Source organism: Bradyrhizobium sp. 6(2017) (assembly GCF_011058295.2).
Taxonomy (GTDB): domain Bacteria; phylum Pseudomonadota; class Alphaproteobacteria; order Rhizobiales; family Xanthobacteraceae; genus Bradyrhizobium; species Bradyrhizobium septentrionale.
Window position 1 is genome coordinate 1,644,102 of sequence record NZ_CP049289.2, and the last position, 23,896, is coordinate 1,667,997.

21 protein-coding genes and 1 pseudogene are annotated in these 23,896 nt (G+C 60.1%); 5 read left to right on the forward strand and 17 right to left on the reverse strand.

Features of this window, described 5'->3' with window-relative positions:
- Positions 1 to 349 precede the first annotated feature (349 nt).
- From G6P99_RS07655 to G6P99_RS07725, 15 genes are all read right to left on the reverse strand, one after another.
- Positions 350 to 2,680, reverse strand: a complete 2,331-nt coding sequence (locus G6P99_RS07655; RefSeq protein WP_051346624.1) for a PAS domain S-box protein — start codon at positions 2,678 to 2,680, stop codon at positions 350 to 352.
- Positions 2,664 to 3,323, reverse strand: coding sequence for a chemotaxis protein CheC (locus G6P99_RS07660; RefSeq protein WP_029083825.1), 660 nt, complete (start codon positions 3,321 to 3,323; stop codon positions 2,664 to 2,666). The genes G6P99_RS07655 and G6P99_RS07660 overlap by 17 nt, the downstream gene beginning before the upstream one ends.
- Positions 3,323 to 3,706, reverse strand: coding sequence for a response regulator transcription factor (locus G6P99_RS07665; RefSeq protein ID WP_029083824.1), 384 nt, complete (start codon positions 3,704 to 3,706; stop codon positions 3,323 to 3,325). Before G6P99_RS07665 ends, G6P99_RS07660 begins: the two co-directional genes overlap by 1 nt.
- A gap of 77 nt (positions 3,707 to 3,783) precedes the next feature.
- Positions 3,784 to 4,035, reverse strand: coding sequence for a hypothetical protein (locus tag G6P99_RS07670; protein WP_029083823.1), 252 nt, complete (start codon positions 4,033 to 4,035; stop codon positions 3,784 to 3,786).
- The gene (locus tag G6P99_RS07675) at positions 4,032 to 6,239 is read right to left on the reverse strand and encodes a chemotaxis protein CheA (protein ID WP_165127712.1); all 2,208 of its coding nucleotides are present in this window, start codon (positions 6,237 to 6,239) and stop codon (positions 4,032 to 4,034) included. The genes G6P99_RS07670 and G6P99_RS07675 overlap by 4 nt, the downstream gene beginning before the upstream one ends.
- A complete protein-coding gene (locus G6P99_RS07680) occupies positions 6,236 to 6,625 on the reverse strand; it encodes a response regulator (RefSeq protein ID WP_156928859.1) in 390 nt (129 codons plus the stop codon). Before G6P99_RS07680 ends, G6P99_RS07675 begins: the two co-directional genes overlap by 4 nt.
- Positions 6,622 to 7,473 (reverse strand): CheR family methyltransferase, encoded by an 852-nt coding sequence (locus G6P99_RS07685; RefSeq protein WP_198031232.1) that lies wholly within the window; start codon positions 7,471 to 7,473, stop codon positions 6,622 to 6,624. The genes G6P99_RS07680 and G6P99_RS07685 overlap by 4 nt, the downstream gene beginning before the upstream one ends.
- A 3-nt stretch (positions 7,474 to 7,476) precedes the next feature.
- Complete coding sequence (locus tag G6P99_RS07690) at positions 7,477 to 7,941, reverse strand: HEAT repeat domain-containing protein (RefSeq protein WP_165127714.1); 465 nt, start codon at positions 7,939 to 7,941, stop codon at positions 7,477 to 7,479.
- A 140-nt stretch (positions 7,942 to 8,081) separates the two neighbouring features.
- Entirely contained in the window at positions 8,082 to 9,152 is a 1,071-nt protein-coding gene (gene cheB, locus G6P99_RS07695; protein WP_029083818.1) for a chemotaxis-specific protein-glutamate methyltransferase CheB, read from the reverse strand.
- Positions 9,149 to 10,675: a chemotaxis protein CheW gene (locus G6P99_RS07700; RefSeq protein ID WP_051346622.1), complete on the reverse strand. Its 1,527-nt coding sequence runs from the start codon at positions 10,673 to 10,675 to the stop codon at positions 9,149 to 9,151. The genes cheB and G6P99_RS07700 overlap by 4 nt, the downstream gene beginning before the upstream one ends.
- Positions 10,668 to 12,449, reverse strand: a complete 1,782-nt coding sequence (locus G6P99_RS07705) for a methyl-accepting chemotaxis protein (protein ID WP_245284833.1) — start codon at positions 12,447 to 12,449, stop codon at positions 10,668 to 10,670. The genes G6P99_RS07700 and G6P99_RS07705 overlap by 8 nt, the downstream gene beginning before the upstream one ends.
- 508 nt (positions 12,450 to 12,957) lie before the next feature.
- Positions 12,958 to 13,467 (reverse strand): ferritin-like domain-containing protein, encoded by a 510-nt coding sequence (locus G6P99_RS07710; RefSeq protein WP_035977790.1) that lies wholly within the window; start codon positions 13,465 to 13,467, stop codon positions 12,958 to 12,960.
- 311 nt (positions 13,468 to 13,778) lie between these two features.
- On the reverse strand, positions 13,779 to 13,883 hold the full coding sequence (locus tag G6P99_RS07715) for a DUF2934 domain-containing protein (protein ID WP_156928858.1): 105 nt from the start codon (positions 13,881 to 13,883) through the stop codon (positions 13,779 to 13,781).
- A gap of 14 nt (positions 13,884 to 13,897) precedes the next feature.
- A complete protein-coding gene (locus tag G6P99_RS07720; protein WP_165127716.1) occupies positions 13,898 to 16,021 on the reverse strand; it encodes a catalase in 2,124 nt (707 codons plus the stop codon).
- Positions 16,022 to 16,172: 151 nt separating this feature from the next.
- Entirely contained in the window at positions 16,173 to 16,952 is a 780-nt protein-coding gene (locus G6P99_RS07725) for a transglutaminase-like domain-containing protein (RefSeq protein ID WP_029083815.1), read from the reverse strand.
- A gap of 676 nt (positions 16,953 to 17,628) precedes the next feature.
- Between G6P99_RS07725 and G6P99_RS07730 the strand changes: the two genes are divergently transcribed.
- Together G6P99_RS07730 and G6P99_RS07735 are read left to right on the forward strand one after the other, a co-directional pair.
- On the forward strand, positions 17,629 to 19,011 hold the full coding sequence (locus G6P99_RS07730; RefSeq protein ID WP_029083814.1) for a serine hydrolase domain-containing protein: 1,383 nt from the start codon (positions 17,629 to 17,631) through the stop codon (positions 19,009 to 19,011).
- 705 nt (positions 19,012 to 19,716) lie between these two features.
- On the forward strand, positions 19,717 to 19,845 hold the full coding sequence (locus G6P99_RS07735; RefSeq protein ID WP_256375193.1) for a hypothetical protein: 129 nt from the start codon (positions 19,717 to 19,719) through the stop codon (positions 19,843 to 19,845).
- 442 nt (positions 19,846 to 20,287) lie between these two features.
- Here G6P99_RS07735 and G6P99_RS07740 read toward each other — a convergent pair whose 3' ends face one another.
- Together G6P99_RS07740 and G6P99_RS07745 are read right to left on the reverse strand one after the other, a co-directional pair.
- The gene (locus tag G6P99_RS07740) at positions 20,288 to 20,647 is read right to left on the reverse strand and encodes a PRC-barrel domain-containing protein (RefSeq protein ID WP_029083811.1); all 360 of its coding nucleotides are present in this window, start codon (positions 20,645 to 20,647) and stop codon (positions 20,288 to 20,290) included.
- Positions 20,648 to 21,016: 369 nt separating this feature from the next.
- Positions 21,017 to 21,937, reverse strand: a pseudogene (locus G6P99_RS07745) (SDR family oxidoreductase); the annotation flags it as partial.
- 338 nt (positions 21,938 to 22,275) lie between these two features.
- Between G6P99_RS07745 and G6P99_RS07750 the strand changes: the two are divergent.
- Genes G6P99_RS07750 through G6P99_RS07760 form a run of 3 tightly spaced genes read left to right on the forward strand, consistent with a single transcriptional unit; the run spans position 22,276 to position 23,828 of the window.
- Entirely contained in the window at positions 22,276 to 23,124 is an 849-nt protein-coding gene (locus tag G6P99_RS07750) for a hypothetical protein (RefSeq protein WP_165127718.1), read from the forward strand.
- Positions 23,125 to 23,158: 34 nt separating this feature from the next.
- Entirely contained in the window at positions 23,159 to 23,380 is a 222-nt protein-coding gene (locus tag G6P99_RS07755; RefSeq protein ID WP_029083809.1) for a hypothetical protein, read from the forward strand.
- 7 nt (positions 23,381 to 23,387) lie between these two features.
- Positions 23,388 to 23,828: a hypothetical protein gene (locus tag G6P99_RS07760; RefSeq protein ID WP_414645586.1), complete on the forward strand. Its 441-nt coding sequence runs from the start codon at positions 23,388 to 23,390 to the stop codon at positions 23,826 to 23,828.
- The last annotated feature ends 68 nt before the right edge of the window (positions 23,829 to 23,896 follow it).

The window sequence follows — 23,896 nt, forward strand, 5'->3', positions numbered from 1 at the left end:
CGCCGGCGCGCCAGCTCGGTCATGTCTTGTCTCGGATTGGACAGCGTTGCCGCAGCTGCAGCGGTTCGGCGGCTGTCCGCTTGCCACTTTACTGCATATCACGCAGCGCAGGCGGTTGGCGAGATCATGAACCCTGGTCGTTCGCACGTGGCGCAGCGCGGGCCAGGCTGACCGCCCTCGGCGTCTTGCAACGTTAGCACTTGATCTCAAGCCACGGATAGCCGGCGTCGATAGCCTGGTCGATCGAGGGTGACGGATCGATCGGTCTCCCGTCGGCGCACATCTTTTCGTTCCAGCTCTAGCGGAGCAGATCGTTAGCCTCGCGCATCGGCGTTCTTTCCAAGGTAGGTCATTGACGCAACAGTTCCCGTATGCGGCCCGCCAGCCCGTCCATGGCAAACGGTTTGGTAAGGATAGCCATCTCCGTGTCCAATGCGCCTGTGTCCATCACTACCTTTTCCGCATAGCCCGTAATGAAGAGGATTTTCAGTGCGGGTCTCGCAGATCGTCCGAAATCCGCGAGCTGTCGTCCGTTCATTCCCCCGGGTAGCCCGACGTCGGTCACAAGGAGGTCGATGCGTGTATCTGACCGCAGAACCTGCAAAGCGCTGGATCCATCGGCCGCCTCGATCGCCGTATATCCAAGCTCGGCGAGAACTTCAGCAACGAGCATGCGCACAGAAGATTCGTCGTCGACGATGAGTACAGTTTCGCCTGCTCCGGCACGCGGGGCCGTTGAGAAATCGGCTGAGCTTACGGTGGCCTCCTCTCGCTCCGAATGTCGCGGCAGGAAAAGGTGGACAGTAGTGCCACGGCCGAGAACTGAGGAAATACGGACTTGGCCGCCCGACTGCTTGGCGAAGCCGTAGATCATGGAAAGGCCAAGCCCAGTTCCTTGGCCGAGCGGTTTGGTCGTGTAGAACGGATCGAAGGCGCGCTCGACGACTTCGTCGCTCATGCCGGTCCCTGTATCGGTCACGCTCAGGCACACGTAGTCGCCAGGTCGCATCTCGAACGAGAAAGCATCTACGCTATCCACGGTCCGGTTGGCCGCTTCGATTTTCAGCTTGCCGCCATCTGGCATTGCGTCGCGAGCATTAATGCAGAGGTTTAGAAGGGCGTTCTCCAACTGGTTCGGATCGACCAGCGTCGTCCAGAGCATCGCTCCGGTGGTCATCGTCATCTCGATTTCCGGGCCCAATGTATTGTTGATGAGGTCCTTCATGCCGGCGATGAGCCGGTTGACATCGGTTGCCTTCGGGTCGAGCGTCTGACGTCTCGAAAAAGCCAATAGTCGATGGGTCAATGCCGCTGCCCGGCTCGCGGCGCCTTGGGCGGTCGATATATAGCGTTCAACGTCCTTGTAACGGCCTTGGGATATCCGGATTTGGAGAAGTTCAAGCGCGCCCGAAATGCCCGTCAGCAAATTATTGAAGTCATGGGCGAGGCCGCCGGTAAGCTGACCAACAGCTTCCATTTTCTGCGCTTGTCTCAGCGCGTCCTCAGCCTTATCCAGGGCTTCCTGTTGGCGGTGTTGCTCTGTGACGTCACGGGCTACGCAGTAGAGCAATCCATCGACGTTCACTGCTGTCCAGGCCAGGTCGCGGAAGTCACCATCCCGGGTCCGGAAGCTGCTTTCGAATTCTGCGTTCTGTTCCGGCAACGCAAGTGAGGCAACAGCATCGCGCATCTTGCGCCTGTCGTTCGGATGCTCCAGCCATTCCGATGTTTTTCCTCTGATCTCGTCGATCTGCCATCCGAGCACTTTTGTCCACGCCGGATTGACGCTGATCCAGGTCCCATCAGACAAGGCGACGCCGAGCATATCTCGGCTGACCCGCCAGATCCGGTCGCGTTCTTGCGTGCGTTCTTCAACGCGCTGTTCGAGGCTCGTGTTCAACTCGCGAAGAGCCTCTTCCGCAGCATGCCGTTCAGTAACGTCCCGCAAAATGGCGGTTACGAACATGCGACCGTCGCTCGTCCATCGAGATGCCGATACGCCGAGGAAGATGCGCGATCCATCCTTGCGCCGTGCAACAATCTCGATCGGGCGCAATGAGCGGCCCTCGGAAAGCACCTTATCAAAAAGTTCGTCCCATTGGTGCGGCTCTTCGAACAAATGCCCGAGGGCGCGACCGACCAGTTCGTTCCGCTCAAAACCTGTTTCGCGCAACGATGAGGAGTTGGCGAACTGAACGAGGCCATTCGCGTCCAACGTGAGAATGGCATCCGACGCGCTTTCGACGACCGCGTCGTAGCGTGCGTTTTGACGCTCGCGGAGCACCCGGTCGCGGTGGGCAGAGCCGGTGACATCTGAAACCTGGAGCAAGCAGTACGAATAGGGTCGCTGGCCGAAGGGACGCACTGACACGTTGTGGATCAGCGGCAAGCCCGCCCTTGTCCGGAGAGGCAGCGGGTCGCGGTTCAGCAAATACGTCAGAAACGCAGAGGAGCCCAGGCTGAGCGCCTCCGAGACGGACATCGCGAGGCGGCCGAGAGGGCGGCCCGGGAAAAGCTCTGTCAGAGTCTTGCCAGCGGCCTGGGCCGAGGAAATCCCGCTCGCCGATGTGAACCAGTAATTCCAGTCGACGACGCGCTGGTCACGATCGAGCACAACGACGCCGGAATCCAAGGCATCGAAAGCTGCGACAAATTCCTCTATTTCAAGCCGGATCGTCAATTGAATGTGCCGTTTTGCCGGTCGCTCGTTCGATAAATTCGTCTAGAAGAAGCGTCAAAGCCGTGAGAGAGGGAAGATCCATGATCATCGCGATGTAACCACTGATGTCACGCTCGCGAATCGCGAAGTTTATGTAGAGAAACATCACGACGTCGCCGGCTTCCGGCGGTGGCGCGAGGTTGAAGAAAGTTGCGGCGCTTCCGCGGAGCACTTCCGGCAACGACATCTTCAAGCTCCGGTGGAGCATGTTGGCAATAGTCGCAAGGCAACTGTTGAGAAGGATGTTGCCCGTTTCAGCCAAAGCCTCCTGCTCCAGTTCTATGATGTCCTCCAGCGGAAGGTCACCGCCGGTGATGGCCCGGACGAGTTCGAGACTTTTGGTCTCGGGAAATATCAGGAGTGCTCGTCCCGTGAAGTCGCCTTCGAAGACCTGATGCACCGCGACCAGGTTCGAGACCTCCCTTTCAGCGAGGATGGCTATGGCCCGAGATCGGGTTTCGAGCGAAACGTTGGGTACTGAGAGATGGACCTGCGAACCGACCATCTCCCGTAGGCTTGAAGCCGCGCGGCTAACGCCGATGTTGACGAGCTCGGTGAGAGCGTCGAGCTGTAGCTCGTTGAGCAGATCCGTTTGCGTAGCGATCATGCTTGCGCCTGCTTGAGCCGCCGCACGGCATCTTCCAGGAAAGCGCCCAATGCTTGCTCGTTCAGCGGCTTGACAAGAAATGCGGCGCCAATCTCGCGGACGCGGCGCACGATCTCTTCCTGGTGGTTAGCAGAAACCACGGCAAGCGGCATCGACGGGCGGAGAGCCAACAATGCGGCCGCAAGCTCGAGTCCGTCCCGCCCGGGCATGTTGAAGTCGAGGAGGGCGACGTCGAACGCAGTGTTCTTGGCCAGCGAAAGGGCTTCGTCAGCATTCGACGCTTCCAGCCGACTCCAATCCGGCTGCAAACTGTTCAAGGCCTTGGCGGCGGACATCCGGGCGAGCTTGCTGTCATCAACGATCAGGAGCGTGTAAGACATAAATTCTCCGATTGTGGCTCCTTAGCTTGGAACCGAATTCTTCAATGGTTTCGCATCTTTGGCGGAGCGGCGAAAGATCAAACTTGACGGTTGGAACGCGCCAATGCAGGGCCGATAAACCGTTCTAGAAAAGGGCCGGCGGCGGGCCCCTGGACCGCACGACCGGAAACCAGAAGAACCTGGATCACCGTCGTATGGGCGCTTGCGCAGCCCTGCCAGTCGATCTGGGCCGTCGGATTGGTCAGCAAGTGCTGCAACAGCGTTTCGCCGTCCTCGGCGGGGCATGAGCCGATCAGCCGGATAACGTTATCATGCAATGCGATAGTCACGCGAACAGCTCCTGCAGATCCAATACGACCAACACGCGTCCGTCTCCCAGCAAGGTGGTTCCGGAGACCGACCTCATACCGCCCAGAAGCCCTTCCATCGGCTTGAGCATGACGTCCAGCCGTTCGCCGAGCCGGTCGACCTCCAATCCACCGATCTGTCCACTTGTGGACACAACCACGATCTTTGCCGTCTGCAGATCGGCTTCATCACGTGTAAGGCCGAGCGCTTCCGCGAGGTTGATCAGGGGGATGGCCCGTTCCCTGAGCACAAACGCTTGGCCCGATCCAATCGGGACGATTGCGCTGCGACTGACAATTGTTGTCTCCACGACGCTGTCGAGTGGAAGCCCAAAAGCCTGACCCGCGGCTTCCACGGTCATCACCCGGGTCATCATCAGGCTGAAAGGCAGAACCAAGCTAACCGTGGTCCCGATGCCGAGCCGGCTGCGGACCGCGGCCGTGCCGCCCAGGCGTCCCACGGCCGCTCTGACCGAATCCATTCCGACCCCGCGGCCGGACAGGTCGGTCACTGTTGCCGCAGTGGAAAAGCCCGCCGCGAAGATCAGGTCGACCGCCTCCGCATCCGTCATGGCTGACAGCGCTTCCTCCGAAGCAATTCCCCTCGCGGCGGCGAACGTGCGGATCCGGTCCACGTCGATGCCGGCCCCGTCGTCCTCGATCTCGATGAGGATGTTCTCGGCGTCCTGGCGTCCGCGCAGGATGACCGTGCCCATCGCCGGCTTGCCGGCAGATGTGCGCTCTTCCGACGTCTCGATTCCGTGATCGAGCGCGTTGCGCAGCACATGCAGCAACGGCTCGAACAGGGCGTCGACAATGGTGGCGTCGGCCTCCGTGCCTTCGCCTTCAGTGATCAGCCTGGCGGCCTTGCCGACGTCGCCCGCAATCTCTCGCACCAACCTCGGAAACCGACGAAAGACGGTTCGCAGCGGAAGCACGCGGATGCGAAGAACCGCACGTTGAAGTTCGGCCGTCAATCGGTCGAACCGTGCATGTTGATCGTGCAGGGCCGAGGCGATTGCTTCCGGACCTTCATGATTTTGAAGTTGTTTTGCCACGTGCCCGATCGTGTTTTTCACGACAAGCAACTCGCCAGTGAGTTTCACGAGCGCGTCGATCCGGTCCATATCCACCCGTAACGCACGTGGAGGGACGATCTGAACGGTAGGAATATTGGTCGATTGCTTTGACTTAGTTGCGGTTTCAAGCGTGCGCTCGATCGCAGCAATCAACGGGCCGGATTTTTCTTGCGCAAGCGCGATAGCCAATGCGGCCTCGATCTCACCAGCGAGCGCACTCCTGCCAAGGTACCGCAAGGTGTTGGCGGACGTGCGGCCCGCAGATGAAAGGCGGCCCAAAAGGCCCCCAGACGCGTCCTCACGCAATAGCCCGACTTGGGCTTCGAGGACTGCGGTCGCACGCGCGAGATGATCGGCATCTCGTGCAGGAATTCCGGATGGAATCAATGGGCAGATTTCTGCCCTGTCGCCGAAGCCATGAAGAGCCTTCCGGATTTCCACGATGGGGGCTTTTGTCAGCGCCAGAATTTCGAGGTTGCAGCTGAACGTGTTCATCGCTTCGAGCGAAATCGCCGGATTTGTCAGGACCAAGTCGACGATCAGCAACTCCGGGAGGTCCGCTATGGCCGAGAGCGGATCGCTTCCATGAAAGAAGGCCTCCGGATCCGGTGCGAGACGCACTGCAGTCAGCGTCCCGGAGAACTGGTCACCGGCGGCATTGCGCAACCTGTTCAGCCAATCGCCGCCAGGCGGAGCAGGAGCGGCGGGCATCTCGCTTTCGTCGATATCCATCGACCCGACGAGCCGGGCGATCATCTCGTCCGCGTCGGCCTCCGCAGCGGGAGGCGTCCCGCCATTCGCCTGCATCGCGTCCAGCCATCGCGACGTAAGATCGAGACAAGCCAGGCACTCGTTGAGGACGTTTGGAGCGACGGGCCTTGTCGAGGACCGTAAGAGCGCCAGAATGTCTTCGGCAGCATGCAGTGTTCTTGCCATGGCAGCGAATTCGACGATGCCGGCGGCACCCTTGAGCGTATGGAAAGCCCGGAATGCACCGTCCAGACTTTCTCTGTCACCGGGTTTCTCTTCGAGCGCCATCAAATCGTCGATCGCTTGGTTGATGAGCTCCCTCGATTCTAGGAGAAACTGCTCTACAAACTCGTTCATTGCGGAGCTCCGCAGAACACGGCTGCATATTCCGCCAGAACTTCCTGCTTGATTGGCTTTACGAGATAGTAGTTCGCGCCGGCGCGTCGCGCCGCCGCGATGTCCTGTATTCCGGCTTCCGTGCTGATCACCAGGACCGGTACGCCTGACACGGGAAGCGCCTTCGAGCGCAACTCGAGCAGAAACGTGATTCCGTCCATTTGCGGCATGTTGACGTCAACGATCGCGAGATCGAAGGGCTGCAACAACACCTTCTCCAGACCCTCTAGGCCATTGAGAGCTTCCTCCACGATGAAGCCACGCACTTCCAGGGCCGAGCGATAATATGTCCTGACGAGCGCGGCATCGTCGATGATGAGAATCCTTTTTTTGGAAGAGCCGTTCACGGGAGCAATTCCTCCGGCCTTCGATAAACGATCGCGCCTGAGTATCGGCAGACCTCGAACAGGGGCGAGATTCGACTCATCGACTCGGTATGCCCCAGACAGATGAAGCCGCCTGGGAGCAGGTTATCGTACAGGTTTTCCGCAGCGATGCGGCGTGATTCGTCGTCGAAGTAGATCAGTACGTTGCGGCAGAAAATCACATCGAACCTGCCCTGCGGCTTGGTTTCCCTGGTCTCAATCAGATTAACGCGGGAAAAGCGGACCGACTGGCGTAGGTCGTCTAGAATTTGCCATCGCTCGGCGTCCAGCCCATGAAAGTAACGGCCGATCAGTTCGGGCGACATTCTCATGAGCGCCCGTTTGCCGAAGATGCCTTCTCCCGCCGCTTGGAGAGCGCGGGTGTCGATGTCCGATCCCACGATCTCGATGTCGTAGGCGTCGACGTCCTTCCAGTTCTCCAGCAACCAGATTGCAATTGAATACGGTTCTTCTCCGGTCGAGCAGGGGACCGACCAGATCCGGATGGTGTCGCCGAGCCGCTTTGCTGCCACACGTTCCTTCAACAGATCCGCGCTGAGGCACGCAAGTTGGTGGTCTTCACGATAAAAGTAAGTCTCGTTGACGGTGAACGCGTTGATGAGATGCTCGACCTCGTCGCAAAGCTCGCTGCGGAGATAGGCGAAATAGGCCGCAAATGATTGGCTCGATGTTGCGTCTATTCGATCCAGAATTCGGCGTTCGACATAATATCGCTTCGTCTGCGTGAAAACCATGCCGGTCCGCCGATACAGAAATTCAGCGAGCTTCCGGTATTCGTCCTCGGTTATGTGAGGAGGTGCAGCAGACATTTGTCAGCGTGATCCGATGCGATCGCGCGCGACATTGATTGCAAATTGCAGAAACGGGTCGTCTGGAAAGCGGTCGGAACATCGTGCCAACACCGGCAGGCTCGTTGCATCGCCAGTCTCGGCCAAAACTTCGATAGCCGCCGCGCATACATTGGAGTTGAGCTCACGCTCGATCATATCTCCGAGCAGCCGGCTTGCGTCCTCAGTTGAAAGGCCGCGTGCAATCTCGCATGCGAGCAAGCGAACATCCGCGTCGGCATCACTCAATAGGCCAGGAAGATGCGTAGCCGCTGCAGCTGGCATGGCGCGGAGCGCATCAAGAACCGCGGTTCGCTGAGCCGCATCGTCGGAACGCAAGTAGGGCAGGGTAACCGCGGCGCTTTCCGGCGAGCCGATCCTGGCAAGGGCCGTCAGGATAGCCTCGCGGACTCGGGGTGCGCTCTCCTTTGACAGCGCTTCACTGAGCAATGGAAGCGCGTTTGGAAGCGCCGGAGCGTTTCGCGCCGCGGTCCATCGGTCCTCCAATGACCCGCCGAGAAGCATTTCGGAAACTCGCCGGTTGTCCAGTATGGGCTCTGTTGGGGATGACGGCTTCCGTACCAACGGCATCAGCTCACCAATTTCTTCAACTGCGCTGCAATCTTGTTGAGTGGCATAATGAAGTCGGCGCCTTTCGCCTTGACCAGTTCTCCGGGCATGCCCCAGACGACGGCCGTTTCCTCCGCTTCCGCGATGGTCTTGCCGCCGCCCGCATGGATCAGCGCCATTGCCTCTGCCCCGTCATTTCCCATGCCCGTCATGAGTACTCCGATCAACTGGCTCGCGGCCATATGGTTCAGTGCGCTCCGGACCAACCGGTCCGTGCTGGGGTGCCACGGATAGTCAGCCTGTGCGGGGGCGGCCATGGCGAGAAGGGCCGAGCCCCGCCTTGAGACGATGACGTCGGCGTCGCCGCGGCCGATGTAGACGTGCCCGGGCTGGATCGCGATCGGATCGCGCACTTCCTGAACGCGAAGTGCGCTCATTCCGTCCAGGCGGCGCGCCAATGGCCCAGTGAAGGTGGCCGGCATATGTTGGGCAACCAGGATTGGCCACGGAAAGGACGGGGGAAGGCCCGAGAGCAGGGCCTCCAATGCCGGGGGGCCTCCGGTCGACGTTCCGACCAGCACCAGACCTTCGCCTTTGCGGATTGGCTTAGCTTTTCTGCCTGGTGACGACGCGGGGGGGCGGGCGCCTTCGCCGATCCGGAAGCGGACCCTGTCGCGGAGCCTCAAGCTGGATTTCAGGCGGGCCCCCGCGGCAGCCCGGACTTTCTCGATCAGCATGCGGCCGACATCGTCAAACCGGAGAGAAACCGCGCCGGTGGGCTTCGCCACGAAGTCGACCGCGCCGAGCCGCAACGCCTCGAGCGTGGCGTCAGCCCCTGCCTCCGTCATCGACGACACCATGACGACCGGGCAGGGCGTTTCGACCATGATCCTGTCGAGGCAGGCGAGGCCGTCCATCACTGGCATGTGAACGTCTAGCGTCACCACGTCGGGCCGAAAGCTCGCAATCGCGGCAAGCGCCTCACGCCCGTTTCGGGCGAAGCCGACCTCGAAATCGGCCTCTCTCGAAAACGCCTGGCCGATCAATTTCCGGACGAGCGCGGAATCGTCGACGACAAGGACTTTGATCACGGCTTCGTCTGCCGGCTCTCTTTGCTGAGGGCTTCCTTGTTGAAGGAATCCAGTAGGCCTCGTTCGGTCCGGGTCAATAACTCGGCAGGGTCGAGCAGCAGGACGATCCGGCCTGACGCCTCGAGATTGATGACCGACTGCACGACGCCAAGTGCATCCCCGGTCAGATCGGGGGAGGGCTTGATCGATTCAGGCGCGCAACGCAGGACCTCCTGGACGCTGTCGACGATCAGTCCGGCGCGATGTTGCTTGGTCCGAACCACAATCAGCCGCCGGTTCTCTCCCGCAATGGTTGCGGTCATGTCAAAGCGGCGTCGTTGATCGACAACTGGAAGGACTTCACCCCGAAGATTGACAACGCCTTCAAGGAACTTTGGCGTTTTCGGAAGACGGGTCATGCGATCCGGCACTCTTGCGACTTCCTCTACTGCTTCGATCGGTAACGCGAACTCACCGCCGTCGAGCCGGAAGACCAGAAACTGTAACTCGTCGGCCTTCGCCTCGCTGTGACTGTCCTCGGCCTTCGCTTTCATGGTTGCATCGCCCTGCATAAGCTTTTGCATGACGTCCTCGCGAAATAAGCGCTCCGGCGCCAGAATCGAAACGAGTCTGCCTTGCGCTGCACGATAGATTTCCTTGATTTCCGCTTCCCCGCCGGCCCGGGCAGCGAGAACGGGAGGCGCCGGTTCGACCCGGCTCGGATCGACCGAAAGAACTGCGTGGCTGCGATCGGCGACAAATCCGACCACAACGTCGCCGATGGCGACGATCAGCACCTTCTCTCGCGAAAGGACAGCCGATGGCAGCCCTAGAAGCCGCCGCAACGATAGCAATGGTAACAACCCGTCCCGGTAGGGCATGACGCCTCGCACCGCCTCGTCGCTCCCGGGAACGGATGTAAAGGTCTCGGGCGCAGTGACGATCTCCCGCACCGCTTCGAGCGGAAGCGCATACTCCTGGCCGGCGACCTCGAACGTGACCAGACGCTGCCGGATGGTCTCGACCGCGGCATTGCGCACGGTTGCCGCTAGAACCGCCGTCGCCTGCGATTGCCGTTTTGGTGCGCTCTGGGCGAAGCCGCGGCGCAGCAATTCGGCGACGTCCAAAATCTTGGTGACGTGAGCGCCGCTGTCGAAAACCCCCGTCAGATGTTCGCCGGCTTCGGACGCCACCTCGGCCTCCGCCGTCTTGACCTGTCCAGGCATAACTTGAACCAGCTTCGCGATCTCGTCCACCGCCAACGCGACGGGCGATGCGCCAGCAAGGACGATCAGGCGGGTGGTCTGTGTCGAGGTGGTTTCCTCCCGTCCCAGAAGCGCCCGGACGCTCGCCACGGGGAGCACCGCGCCGCGATGGTTGGCGAGACCCATGAGGCTCCGGGGTGCCTGCGGGATCCGCGCGAGAGGCAGCATCCGGGTCACTTCCGACACCAGCGCGGCGGGTAGGGCGTAGAAACGACCCTCGCTCTTGAACGTAAGAAAACGTTCGTCGGTCAACTCTCTGGTTTCGACGATGTCAGCCATTCTGCTTCGTCATTGCCTCAGACAAGGATGCAATTTCTTCGATCGCGGCGGCAAGGTCGTCCGCACCCTGAGCCTGCTCGGCGGATGCCGTCGCGGCCTGCCGCGAGGCTGTGCTTGCTTCCTCCGCGGCGGACGCGATCTGTCGGGCTGCGGCCGCGGTCTCTCCCGCCGCGGTCAAGATTGCGCTGGCGCCTTGCTGGATGAGCTTGTTGGCATTTCCCAATGCTGCGAACTCGCCGGTGGCATCTTCGAGCGCCTTGATGACCGACCTATTGTTCTGAACTTCGACTTCTCCGGCGGCGATGATCTGTTCGAGATCGCGCCGAAGCAGCGCGATATGATCAAGAATGCCGCGTACTGTATCCTTGATGCGTTCGACGCTTTCCGACGCCTCGCGGGCGAGGGAGCGGATATCGTTCGACACAAGGGCAAAGCCACGACCAGCTTCGCCGGCGCGCGCTGCTTCCACGGATCCACTCACAGCAAGCATGTTGGTCTGGATATTGACCAAGGCGATCGCATCGACGATCTTCTCGATCTTGCGGCCGATCGCTTCGAGGGAGATGATTGTTTCGAGGCTCGCACGGGTCTTGTCGAGGGCCTTGGCTACACCTTCGATCAGGCCTTCGACAGCCTTGCGGCCATCCGCGAGCGACTTGACCATGGTCGCGATACGGTCGGTAGCCAGTCGCCCCTTCTCCTGCGCGACGCGCGCGCTCTTCTCGATTTGGGCCAGCGCAGCCGAAGTCTGCTGGGCTGCCGCAGCCTGCTGTTGCGATCCGCGATTTATTTGTTCGACCGCGGTCGAGATCTGACTAGCTGCGCTGGAAAGCTCCTGAATCGTCGCCGAAAGCTGCTCCGCCATGCTGGCGATCTGCTCGGCCGCAGAAGTGCCGGCGCTCCCGGCGCGAAGACTTTCCGAGATGGACGCCAGGGATTGGGCGGCCGCCTGACCCTGATCCAGCGATTGAGCCTGTTGACGGATGGCCGACTGGGCCTCGTTTGCAGCGGAGGCCTGCTCCTCGGCCGCTCCAGCAACGAGTTCGGCACCTTTTTGTGCCTCCTGGATGGCCCGTTCGGCTTCGATGGCTGCCGTGAGGGTCTCCTCGCTGCCGTCGGCGAGCTCAATCATCCCGGCCCGCAGCCTGCCCAAAATTTCGACGACAGACTGCCCCGTCTTGGCATGCTCGACGGCCATATCCGCCGCCGCTTTGACCGTTCCGGCCGTCTCGCGAACGTTCGACTGGATGTCCTCCGCCAGTCCCTGCACTTCAATGGCGCTCTTGTCCGAAACCTCGGCGAGGGCTCTGACCTCTTCGGCGACGACGGCAAAACCGCGCCCGTGATCGCCGGCACGTGCGGCTTCGATGGCAGCGTTGAGAGCAAGCAGGTTCGTTTGATCTGAAATTCGGCTCACCGCGCCGGTGATTTCGCTCACATCCTTCGCCCGACGTTCAAGTTCGCGGATAATCGCGCTCGAGGAGACCTGCCGTTCGGAATTTCGCTCGATGGATTGAATGGACGCGCCGATCTGCGCAGCGGTTTCGGCGAGCAGAACCTGGGCGGTTTCCGTCCTGCGCCGGGAATTGTCGGCTTCTCCGCGGGCCGTTGTCAGGTTGGCTGTAACCTGCCTGATTGCCGCCAACTGCTCCTGGGAAGCGCCCGCTGCCTCGTCAGCACCCGCCGCAATCTGCTCCATGGAGCGCCGAAGTTCTTCCGCGGCCGCCGAGGCTTCCGAAAGGCCGCTGGATAGTTCTTCCGTGGCGGCGGCCACCCTCTCGGACACCTTGTCCTTGCCTAAGGCTTTCCCGGCCCTGGTCCTCCGGGGTGCCGGGGGCTGCGCGGCCACCGCGGCGCGCTGACCTTCGGCCGGGCGCCGGGCCTTTGTTGCCGAACCTACTATTTTAGACGTCTTTACAAGGGCCATATGGAATCTCGATTGAACGGGCGCCGGGCTCACGAGACGGACCATACGCCATATTTGCGCAGATTGGGTATTGCTCCGACGCGCCGCGTGGGCTGTAGGGATGGCGGGTGAATGCCCCATCGGCAGTGGTGGGATATGGACTAGTCGGCTGAGTGCGCCCGAGCGGCGACCGCCCTAGGCTTGCGGGACACGGACGCAAGAAGAGCTGCGCGCGCACCGATCCACGGCGGCAAGTTCGGCCTCACAACTTGCCTGTTGGTCTGCCAGGCAGGCTAAGCCTCACTCAATGGGAGCGCCGGACTTCGGTCGAAAGCCCGGCAATCGCAACGAACCCGATTGGTAAACCCTGGCCGTGCTATGCTGCAAGGTCGTGTTCGGCCTCGACATTAACCAGGGTCTTAGCGAGCTTGGTGAGGGCCGAATCCGTGGCTTGCTCCTCGTCTAGCGTCGCCTGCAGAAGCTTGGCAGCATCCGGCATCCCGAGCTCTTCTGCCCAGGTCCGCAACGTACCATAACGCGACATCTCGTAATGCTCGACGGCCTGGGCCGCCGCCAGCAAACCGGCGTCGAGTGCGGGCATTCCCTTGAAGTCTTTCATGATCTCGGCACCTTCTTCGGTGATGCCGTTGATGGCGGCGCAGGTCTTTCCGCGTGCCGGCTTGCCAATGATCTTGAAGATCCGATTGAGCCGTTTGATCTGGCCCTCTGTTTCTCGCAGATGCTTGGTGAAGGCCTTCTGCAGGTCCTTCGACTGTGCCGCCTTCGCCATCTTCGGGAGCGTTTTGACGATCTTGTTCTCGGCGAAATAGATGTCCTTCAGCGTTTCGTGAAAAAGGTCGCTCAGCAGCATTGGCTTTTTGGCCATGGGGTTACCTTGTAGTGAGAAGGGAGAGGCGTGGCGCCTGCGTTATCAGTCATGATGCTCATCTGACGTTGCAATGAGATGAGTTAGCGTGCCACGACAATGGGCAGCTATGTCAATGGTTCCTCTGCGAACCTCCTGTCACCGGTCTCCACGCAGTTTGCGGAGCGCATCGATTAAGCCGGCTCACATCTCGCCTGCTCAGCGCGCAAGAGACAAAAGCGTATTGATTTGATTGCAGCGTGTTTGCCGTCGGGCCCGCGATCCATTCCAGTCTGTCCTGCGGCGGTTCAAGTGCTGCTTCCGTTCCGACTTCACGTTTCCGCTTGCAGCCAGAGGACGATTTCCGAATAGCTTGTCTTGCCGCTCTCCTCCCAAAGCTCGTAGGCTCGCTGTCGACGCTTGTTCAGGCCGCGCATCGCGGACTCCTTTTCTAGGGCATCTTGACGTTGGGTTCGCGTCCCCAGACGCGGAGCTTGGCAAGACCGTCGACAAACGATTTGACGTCCTTAGCGTTTTTTAAGGCGATGCAACCTTCATCGAAATCATCAGCGGCGATACCTGCTTTCCCGAACAACGGCAGCGCAGAGCGGGCGTAGCCGATGAACTTGCAATGAGCAAAGGCGTCGGCGACAAAATCTCGTGCAGAAGACTCCTGCAGCAGATCCTCCATGGCCGCCTCAGCCGGCAGCAGGGCAACCGCGTCGTATAGCACCGATGGTCCGCCATCGATCATTTGATCGGCGTTAATCCAGCTGCCGTCGCTCGCCTCGACACCAGTGACCACTGGCGCGATGATCTCGTACGTCGCTCCGGCCTTGTCGAGAGCAGCCTTTAATGCCCGAAGCAGGCTGGCATCCGTTCCGCCGGAAACGAGGATACCCAGGTTTCGGCCCTCGAAGCACTCGGGTCCATTTTCGACGATGCTCAGCGCCGGGGAGGGATCAAGATCGTGCCGGGTCGGTACGGCTGCGTCCGCTGGCTTCGGTATCTTCTGCAATCCGAGCTTGCTGGCGACTTTCTTGGCAAGCGTCTCGTCGATGTTCAGGAGATGCGAGACCATTCGCTCTCGGATTGCGGGTGTTTTGACCTTGCTGAGTTCGAACGCCAAAGCCGCGGCGATATGGGTCTGCTCGCCCACGGTCTGGCTGATGAAGAACTGGCGGGCCTGGCTATAATGGTCCGCGAAACTCTCGGCGCGCAATCGACGTTTGGGGCCATGCTCTACGTCGGCGAATGACGTGAAGCCGTGCTGAGGTGACTCTCGCGGGCCTTCGCCGAAGGAATTCGGCTGGTAGTTGGCGCGCCCGACCGGATTGCGCATGGCCATGTGCCCATCCTGTTGGAAGTGAGCGAACGGGCATTTGGGCGCATTGATCGGAATGTGCGTGAAGTTCGCGCTTCCCAGACGCTTGAGCTGGGTGTCGAGGTACGAGAAATTGCGTCCCTGTAGCAGCGGATCGTTGGAGAAGTCGATTCCCGGCGGAATGTTTTGGGTCATGAAGGCGACCTGTTCGGTCTCCATGAAGAAATTGTCGGGCATGCGGTCGAGCACCAACCGACCAACCGGGACGGGAGGCAACATTTCCTCTGGTATGAGCTTAGTCGGATCAAGCACATCGAACTCGAAGGAATCTGCGAACGCTTGATCGAACATTTGCAGTTGAAGCTCCCATTCCGGGAAGTTGCCGCTTTTGATTGCCGTCCAGAGATCTCGCCGGTGGAAGTCTGGATCGGCGCCGTTGATTTTGACGGCTTCGTTCCAGACCACCGACTGCATGCCCAATTTGGGCTTCCAATGGAATTTGACGAAGGTGGACTCGTTCTTCGCATTCAACAGTCGGAAGGTGTGGACGCCAAAACCTTCCATGAAGCGAAACGAGCGCGGGATGGCCCGGTCGGACATCACCCACATGATCATGTGCATGCTCTCGGGGGTGAGACTGATAAAATCCCAAAAGTTATCGTGCGCCGATTGCGCTTGCGGAAACGCGCAGTCGGGTTCTTCCTTGACCGCATGAATTAGGTCGGGGAACTTGATGGCATCCTGGATGAAGAAAACCGGCATGTTGTTGCCGACGATGTCCCAATTACCTTCCTGTGTGTAGAGCTTCACGGCGAAGCCCCGGACGTCCCGGGCTAGGTCGACAGAACCCTTACTTCCAGCAACGGTCGAAAACCGGACGAACGCAGGCGTCATTTCGCCGGCGCGCTGGAATAGATCAGCCTTGGTGTACTTTGTTAGCGGCTTGAATGTCTCGAAGTAGCCGTGCGCCGCATAGCCACGCGCATGCACCACTCGTTCGGGAATCCGTTCGTGGTCGAAGTGGAAGATCTTCTCCCGAAAGTGAAAATCCTCTATCAGCGTCGGGCCGCGCGGACCAGTCTTCAGGGAGTTTTGATCGTCGGAAACAGGGCCACCTTGCGCGGTCGTGAGCGCAGGGGTCTTGCCTGATGCGAATTGGTGAAGTTCACCTCCTTCACCACGGTCGAGCTTTTGATCGTGGATCGTTGCCGTCCCGCTGGATTCGTGGGTTGCTTTCGTTGTCTTCGCCATTGTTTGGTTTTCCGGAGCCGGAGCTGAGGAACCTCTAATTCCGGCGAGACGCGCTACGTTCCTATTTCGACCACGTGTCCTTCTTGGTGTTGGTTGCAAATCGCCTCGTCTATCGCCGGACGTTTGTGTCGTCGGGCCGTCGTCCCGTGGCTCACCGTGCCTTGGAAACTGCGATCCTCTGGCTGATGACCTGGCACTGCCTGTCCGATGTCAGAAAGGCGATATCGGATGCGTCGCGGCCGCTCGCGATGCGGACGATGCCCTCGATCGGCGCCAGCCGGGTCGGATCGATGAGCCACCAGCAATTCTCAAGGTAGACCTCGAAGATGGCGTGAAAATCCGGCGGGTCGAGTTGCAGCGCGTAAGCGCTCACGGCCCGGGCCGGGATGCCCAAAGCCCTGGCCAATGTGATCCCTAGATGGGTAAAGTCACGGCAGACCCCAGCCCGGTCCACGAAGGTCCTCTCGGCCGTCGTTTCGGCATTGCTGACGCCGGCAACGTAATCGACGTTGCCATTGATCCACTCAAGAATTGCCATAATCCGGCTTACCCCGTCGCCCGCGTCGCCGAACTCACGTTGTGCGAACCGCATGAACTTGTCGGACGGGCAGAAGCGGCTTGGGAGCAGAAACGGGAGGACGTCGCTTGGCAGGTCGGACCATACACGCTGACGACCCGACCGAGGAAGCAATTGCCGGAGGTTGTTCTCGACGACCGCAACGTAGCTGATCGTCACCTCACCGGAGAGCGAGGCGCGAATCCGGCGGTCCCCGTGAGAGGTGATGTCGGAAAGGATTCGCGCCGTCGGCTGAACGCGAAACGATTCCGATAGGATGGCCTGATCGCTGGTGCTCGCGGCCTCGATGTTGGCGATGATTTGGGTATCCTGGACAAAATTGTAAACGAGTTCGGCTTCGATCGACAGCTTCATCGTATCCTCTATGTCCTGTATTGGACTGCGTGCTCTGCAAGACGCGAGCCGTTATCGTTGTTCCATCGGGCCATGCCGTCGGAGGTAGGAGCAGCATCTGAGTGCAACAGAATCCAAAGCAGCTCTTCGGATATAGATTTCCGCACTCGGGGCAGGGGCTCCAAAAGCCCTTAGCAAAGTTCCTCTAAAGCAAATCCGGAGGTCAGCATTGTGGGGCCGGACAAAAACCGCGACAGTTTGGCACGCCGCTCAACTGGTCCTCCTGATGCGCGCCGCGTTTTCGCTATGCGTCCCTCGCCGCGCTCGGCGGCACTGTTCAGGATACGACCATCGGAGTGCTGCCTAATCCGTCGAAAAGGAGGGCGCGGAGTTCGCCTTTACCTAGATCGGCGAAGGGCTGGATATGAAAGTCAGTTCCGTCTACGAAGACCGCGTCTCTGTAAAATTCTTCTCGTCGTCAACGGCATTGAAGCCATTCCGACAACGCGGCTTAACGAGATGATTTGGTTTGAAGAAACGCTGCAACGAGTTGGCCTTGCAGATGGGCCGCCAGCTGGCGGCCGATACCTCCTCCCGCAAAATGCAGCTATGTCTTCACCAACCCATCGCTCGATCCAGCCTGCAATATGTGCAGAATGGGCCCGATGGTGTCACCTCCGACAGGATTTAAGCGCTCATGTCCGAATGGCTCGCCTCTGCGCTTGATTACATCCCTATCTGGGTCGATTATCAGCGGGAATTGTCCGATCAGCCAGGTGTCTCGCTAGCCGTCGCTTACAAGGGTCAGGTGCTGCTTGAGCATGCCAGCGGTATGGCTGATCTCGCAACCCGGGAACTGCTCACCTCTCGTCATCGTTTTCGCGTCGCCTCGCACTCGAAGACGTTCACGGCGGCTGGTATCATGTTGTTGCGCGAGCGCGACAAAATCCGGCTTGACGACCGGCTCGGTGCGTACGTCGCAGACCTCACTCCAGAGGTTGCTGATGTCACCATTTCCCAATTGCTCTCGCATGCGGCCGGTCTAACCCGCGATGGGACCGACAGCGGTCAGTTTTTGGATCGCCGGCCGTTCCTGAGCGAGGCTGAGTTTCGCGCTGACCTTTCAGTGTCGCAGCCCCTCGAGGCCGGGGTCACGTTCAAATACTCCAATCATGGCTTCGCTTTGCTGGGTAAGATCATCGAGAAGGTGACCGGCGAGCCATATGGCCGGTGGATCTACGATCAGGTCGTCGCCCCAGCCGGCCTTACGGAGACAACACCTGACTTCGATCCGATCGTGTGTCGCCCATTTGCCCGTGGCCACTCGACCCGCTACCCCTATGGCCAGCGTTTCGTTATCCCCGGCGACAATGTGACGAACGATATGGCCTCGGCGACGGGCTTTACGGCATCCGCTGGCGACCTGGTGCGGTTTATCGGCCAGCTTTCTCCCGCCGTCGGATCGAGCATTCTGAAGGCGACAAGCCGTCGCGAGATGACGCGACGTCACTGGCGCGATGCCCACTCGCAACTGGAGCGCTACTACGGCCTGGGCACGATTTCCGGTCCGCCTGGGCCTTGGAGTTGGGTAGGTCATGCCGGTGGTTTCCAGGGAACGTTGACGCGCACGGTTGTTCTGCCTGAGCAGGATATCGCGATCAGCATCCTCACCAACGCCATAGACGGTCTCGCAAACGTCTGGTTCGAAAGTGTTATCCACATCCTGAAGACCATTCACGATCTCGGCGCCCCAGGTCCGGCAACCGCTGACTGGCGTGGCCGCTGGTGGACGTTGTGGGGCCCAATGGATTTGGTGCCTGGCAAAGATAAGGTGCTGGTTGCAACGCCCGGCCAATTGTCTCCCTTCTTCGATGCGACCGAACTTCGACCGACTGGCATCGACGAGGCCGTGGTGGCCAAAGCGCAGGCATTCGGCGATCTCGGCGAGGCCTGTCGCTTGATTCGCGGCGCTGCCGGCACCATCGAGGGAGTTCAAATCGGCAGCAAGCGGCTGGTGACCGAAGACATGATCAAGTCCGAAGTCCAACATCGATACCAGCCCAGCACCCCTGTAATCTAAACAGCTTTGGCCTTCGGTTGCCTTCCCGAACATACTCCGACTCTCTCGGGAGGGACGGTAGGATCCTGTTGGTCTGAAATGCCACCAGGCACCAATTACCTTGTTGCGCCGGCGCATCAACTGTCGAGCGATGCATTGACGCCGATAGAATTCCTTTTGACTGATCGCGGACGGCCCGTTTTGCTGTGCAGATTATGTTTGACGCAGCAGTTTCAGTACTTTTGATTTTGAGTGTTGGCATCCTCGTCGCTCACGCGATCGATGCGTTCAGATCGTGACATCAGGCAGCGATCTGCACTTTCGCGCCCAATAGATAGCGCTGGCGTCATTGGGAAAAAGTAGCAATTTTTCAGCGCGATTCACACACGTTATTTCCGGAACCTCAATCCGCCCCGATCATCCGAAACTTGGGCAGACTGTTTCATTTCGTATTTTTACAGGCCCAGCACGGCCGTTGAATTTCGCGGCAATCGGCGGTCTGCGACAGCATAGGAAGTAGGCCTCAGCGTTGTTACCCAACGCTGAGGCCGCTTTCGTTGCACGCGAAGCTGATCAACTGGGAGCAGGAACGAAGCGTATCCGGTGATGGTTGTAGTATGTCCGGTGTTAGGCAACGCCGGAGATGACCACAGTGTAAACTTGGCCCTCGGCGTGTTCCCCCTCGCCGGGGCCGCTTCTTCGGGCAAGTCGGATGGAGAGCCGTCCATGCATGATGATTACGAAATCTTTTGCGATGCGGAGCTTTGGTTAGCCGCTGGGGTGAGCTGCGCGCCGGCGTTTCTAATCGCGGCGGTGATGATAGCATCGCTCATTCAGCCGCAATTCCCGGGCTGAATAACAAGCGCGGTCGGGTCTATAACCCCAGGGCAACCACGATGGCGGGTTCATGGTTGAGATCCCTGTTCGCCCGCAATGCCATCTGGCTGCGCTTGAAGGGGACGAGCTGGCGTAAGCATTCCTTGCACCGCATGTAGCGCTTAATCAGTTCTCGTGAGCCAGGGTGGCGATTAACCGGAGGAGTGCCTGCTGCTCTGGTCCACCCTTGGCGTGAGCGAGGAGGTCCGAAATCTCTATTCGGTTGAAGGCGCCGCCCGAAGCAAGATTGGCCTCATGCAAGACGAAAACGCGTCCGTCTTCTTCGCTGCAAAGCGTCCAGCGATCTCCATTCGAGCTTTGGTAAAGTTCACGTTGACCGGGCATAATGATGCCACCAAAGGATTTGTTTTCGGCAGACGGCGCAGCCGTCGTTTGAGCGCGCGCCGCTGAGTTAATTCGATCAGATCGGCACGCCGTAGTAGTCGTTCACCGAGCGACCGATCGCCGGATCACTCCAATTCCAGCCGGCCTCATCGCGATACTTGGGCGCGCCCTGGAGTTGGCTTTCGGTAATGCCGGTGACATAGCCGCCGAGGTTAGTGTCGTACTTCAACGATTGCCACGGGAGAGGATAGTGGTCATCCCCAATGCCAAGGAAGCCCCCAAAGCCGAGAACGGCGTATGAAACCTTGCCGCTCACCTTGTCGATCATCAGCCGTTCGATGCTGCCGATCTTGTTGCTGTCAGCTCCGTAAACGGCCGTGCCCTCGACTTTGTCGCTTCCAATCAGATTACCAGTTTCTTTGCTATCCAACGCCATGGTGCTCCTCCAATGCGATTAGTTTAGAAAACCAATCATGATGATCGTTGATGGTTCCTACGGCGGCGGAGTCGCAAAGAGCAAAGGCTTGGCATTTGTCCCCGATGATCGTGTTGCGCCGACATACAGCCAAAGAAGCGGCCCCAGTAGCGATGTGCACGCGCTCGGGCCGGTGGGGCAACCCAACCGCCAATCGGCGCGTTTCTATTTCCTGATTCCGCGAAACCCGAGCGCCCGACGTCTTCATAGCCACCGAGGCAAAACCGGCTCGTTTTCGTCACCGGGGACGTGTGCTGTCCCATTGATCATTAAGTTGCTTCCGCTCAAAGTCTGCAGGTTACGGCAGCGGCTCATACGGCTGTTATGGCTGCCCAGTCCTCCCGACGAGCCGTAAACCTGACCCGTTGCGAAGCTTGCATCGGCGGCCGCCAATTGGACGTAAATCGAGCCCAGTTCTGCCGGTTGGCCAGGCCTGCCAAGTGGGGTATGGCCGCCAAATTTCTCGAGCTTCTCCATAGACGCTCCGCCGGAGACTTGCAGTGGGGTCCAGATCGGGCCAGGCGCCACACCATTCACTCGAATTCCTTTCGGGCCGAGCTGTTTAGCCAACGACTTCACGTAGTTCATCGTCGCGGCCTTGGTTTGGGCGTAGTCATAAAGTTCAGGCGAGGGGTCGTAAGCTTGCTCCGAGGTCGTCCCGATAATGCATGCGCCGGGCTGGAGATGGGGTAGCGCCGCTTTGATGATCCAGAACGGCGCGTAGATCATAGTCGCGTCGAAATCGTCCGACGAGATGTCTACAATAGAATCGTGCGACTGCTGTCGGGCGGCGTTACTGACGACAATATCGAGACCACCCAGCCCATCGACGGCACGAGTGACTAGTTCCTGGCAGAATGCCTCGTTTCTGATGTCCCCAGGGATCGCGAGCCCGTGGCGTCCTGCTGCTTTGATCAGCGCGATCACGTCCCGCGCGTCCGCCTCCTCCGTAGGGAAGTAGTTGATCGCGACATCGGCACCTTCGCGTGCGAAGGCGATTGCCGCAGCCCGGCCCATGCCGGAATCGCCGCCGGTGATCAATGCCTTCCGGCCTACCAGCCGCGCGGATCCTTTATAGCTTGTTTCGCCATGGTCGGGACGGGGGCTCCATCTCGCCCGCAAGTCCGGGCCACGGTTGCGACTGCTTCTTGAACGGCGGTTTCGGGTAGAGATCGGTCGGATTGGTCAAGATTTGCTGTTTCATTTGTCGTTTCCCTGGGCGGTCGCGGAGACACACGAGGCAACAGCGATACATCCGCCGGGCCCATGATGTACCGGGTAGGCACCGCTGATCTCCGTGCGAATAGGCAACATGCGAAGATTGACTTCGTTGCAAGTTTGCGTGCATCGCGTGCGCCCCCACAGCCGATACGGTCGCTCAAACAGGCGCCATCGAAGTTTGAAGAAAGCTCAACAGAACCTCGCGGCCACTCACATCAGCGAATGCCCTGGCTTAGGAACTTTGCCTTCTCGGCCAGATTGTCAAGCTAGAGCGGAGGAGGCGTGCATGAACCAGTTGATCTATCTGGTGGGGCTAATTGTGGTTATTCTTGCGGTGCTATCGTTCTTTGGATTGCGGTAGGTGCATCATGGACACCGGGCGAAGTACTGCTGACGTCCTCGACGATAAGGGCGGCTTGCGACTGCAATGGAGTCCGATTTTCGCGGGCGCGCTCACCGCTTCGGCCTTGTCGCTGATCTTGATCAGCTTCGGAGCAGCAGTTGGATTGGGTGTGAGTTCGAGCTCGCCCTCATGGCGTGATGCATCCGCCGCGCTCGCGCTGCTATCCGGGCTGTTTCTGATCCTTCAAGCCCTTGTGAGCTTTGTCGTCGGCGGCTACATCGCCGGCCGAACGCAACGTGTGATTGGCGCGATACCGGCCGACGTGGTCGATAGCAACGACGGACTTCACGGGCTGACCGCCTGGGCGCTTGCCGTTATCGTGGGCGGGACAATCATCGCGCTGGTCGGCTTGTCGACCGCTCGCCCGGTGGTCCAGAGCCGGCCTGTTGCGACGGCTGCGGAGCAGCTGCTGAGCGCTGAGCTCGATCACCTGTATCGGTCGGTGCGGCGTCCGGCCAATCTCGACATTGGTTACGATCGGGCCGAGGCGGGCCGTATCCTGCTGACCAGCTCTGGCCACAGCGGCGTCAGCACCGAAGATCGAAGCTATCTGATCCAGCAGATCGCGGCAGCGACCGGTTTGCCCGCCGCCGAGGCCGAGAAGCGCGTCGACAGCGTCGTCGGTGATGCTAGAACCGCCATCCAGCGATCGCGGCGGAGCTCGGTAATCCTCGCATTCTCGGTTGCGGCGGCGCTGTTGTTCGGCGCGGTCGCAGCCTGGGCCGCAGCCTGTGCGGGCGGCCGGCACCGCGACGGCGCGACGCTGCCGGAGTGGATGGGCGGCAGGCCAACGACCCCTGTGCCGGTGGTCTGATGCAAGGGCGAACGTGCTACGATGGGAGACGATGATGGCAATGATCTTGGTCATGGACCACACCGGCGACACAAGGCAATCTTTCGATCCCGAGGACAGCGAGCAACTGGCCTGGGCGAATGCACGCTTCGCGGAGCTGACGTCGGACGGCTACACCGCCGCAGTGCGGAGATCCTCCGGCGAAGCGGCGCTCGTCCGCACGCTGGATCCGACCGCCCAGGAAACATTGTTCTATCCCCGGCTGGTGGGCGGCTGACGCCGTGATCGCCCGTCTGCGCGCCGTGTCTCTGCTGTCAGTGCTGCAGCACGCCGTCGGCACGCTGCGTGCGACGCTGGTCGCGACCCGGGAGCGTTGGCAGGCTTATGAACGAAGGGAGACGCGCGGGCTGGCGCTGCTGTCCGCATGGCTCTCGCCGGAGCAGCAATCGCAATTTGAAAAGCACAATCGCTTCGACGTCATCGGCTCGGAGTCCGGCAAGCGTTATCGGATTTGCTATGGTACGTCGACTAATGTCTATGAAATGGACGGCCGCGACCGCGTGGTCCTCGGCTGGTGCTTCCGGCCTGTCGGTTCGCTGGTGGCGGGCGACGTGATGCTTGCCCAAAAGATCGCATTGGAGACCGACGAGCGCGCGACGCTGATGGTGGCGCGGCCATTTCCGAGTTCCCTGCCGCCACGCGCGATACTCCCTCCAGCCCGGTAAGCCCTCGGTCCGCTCGCCGTGCCCGCTATCGGGAACGCGACTTTCCCTGGCGCGTTTGCCTTGCTGCC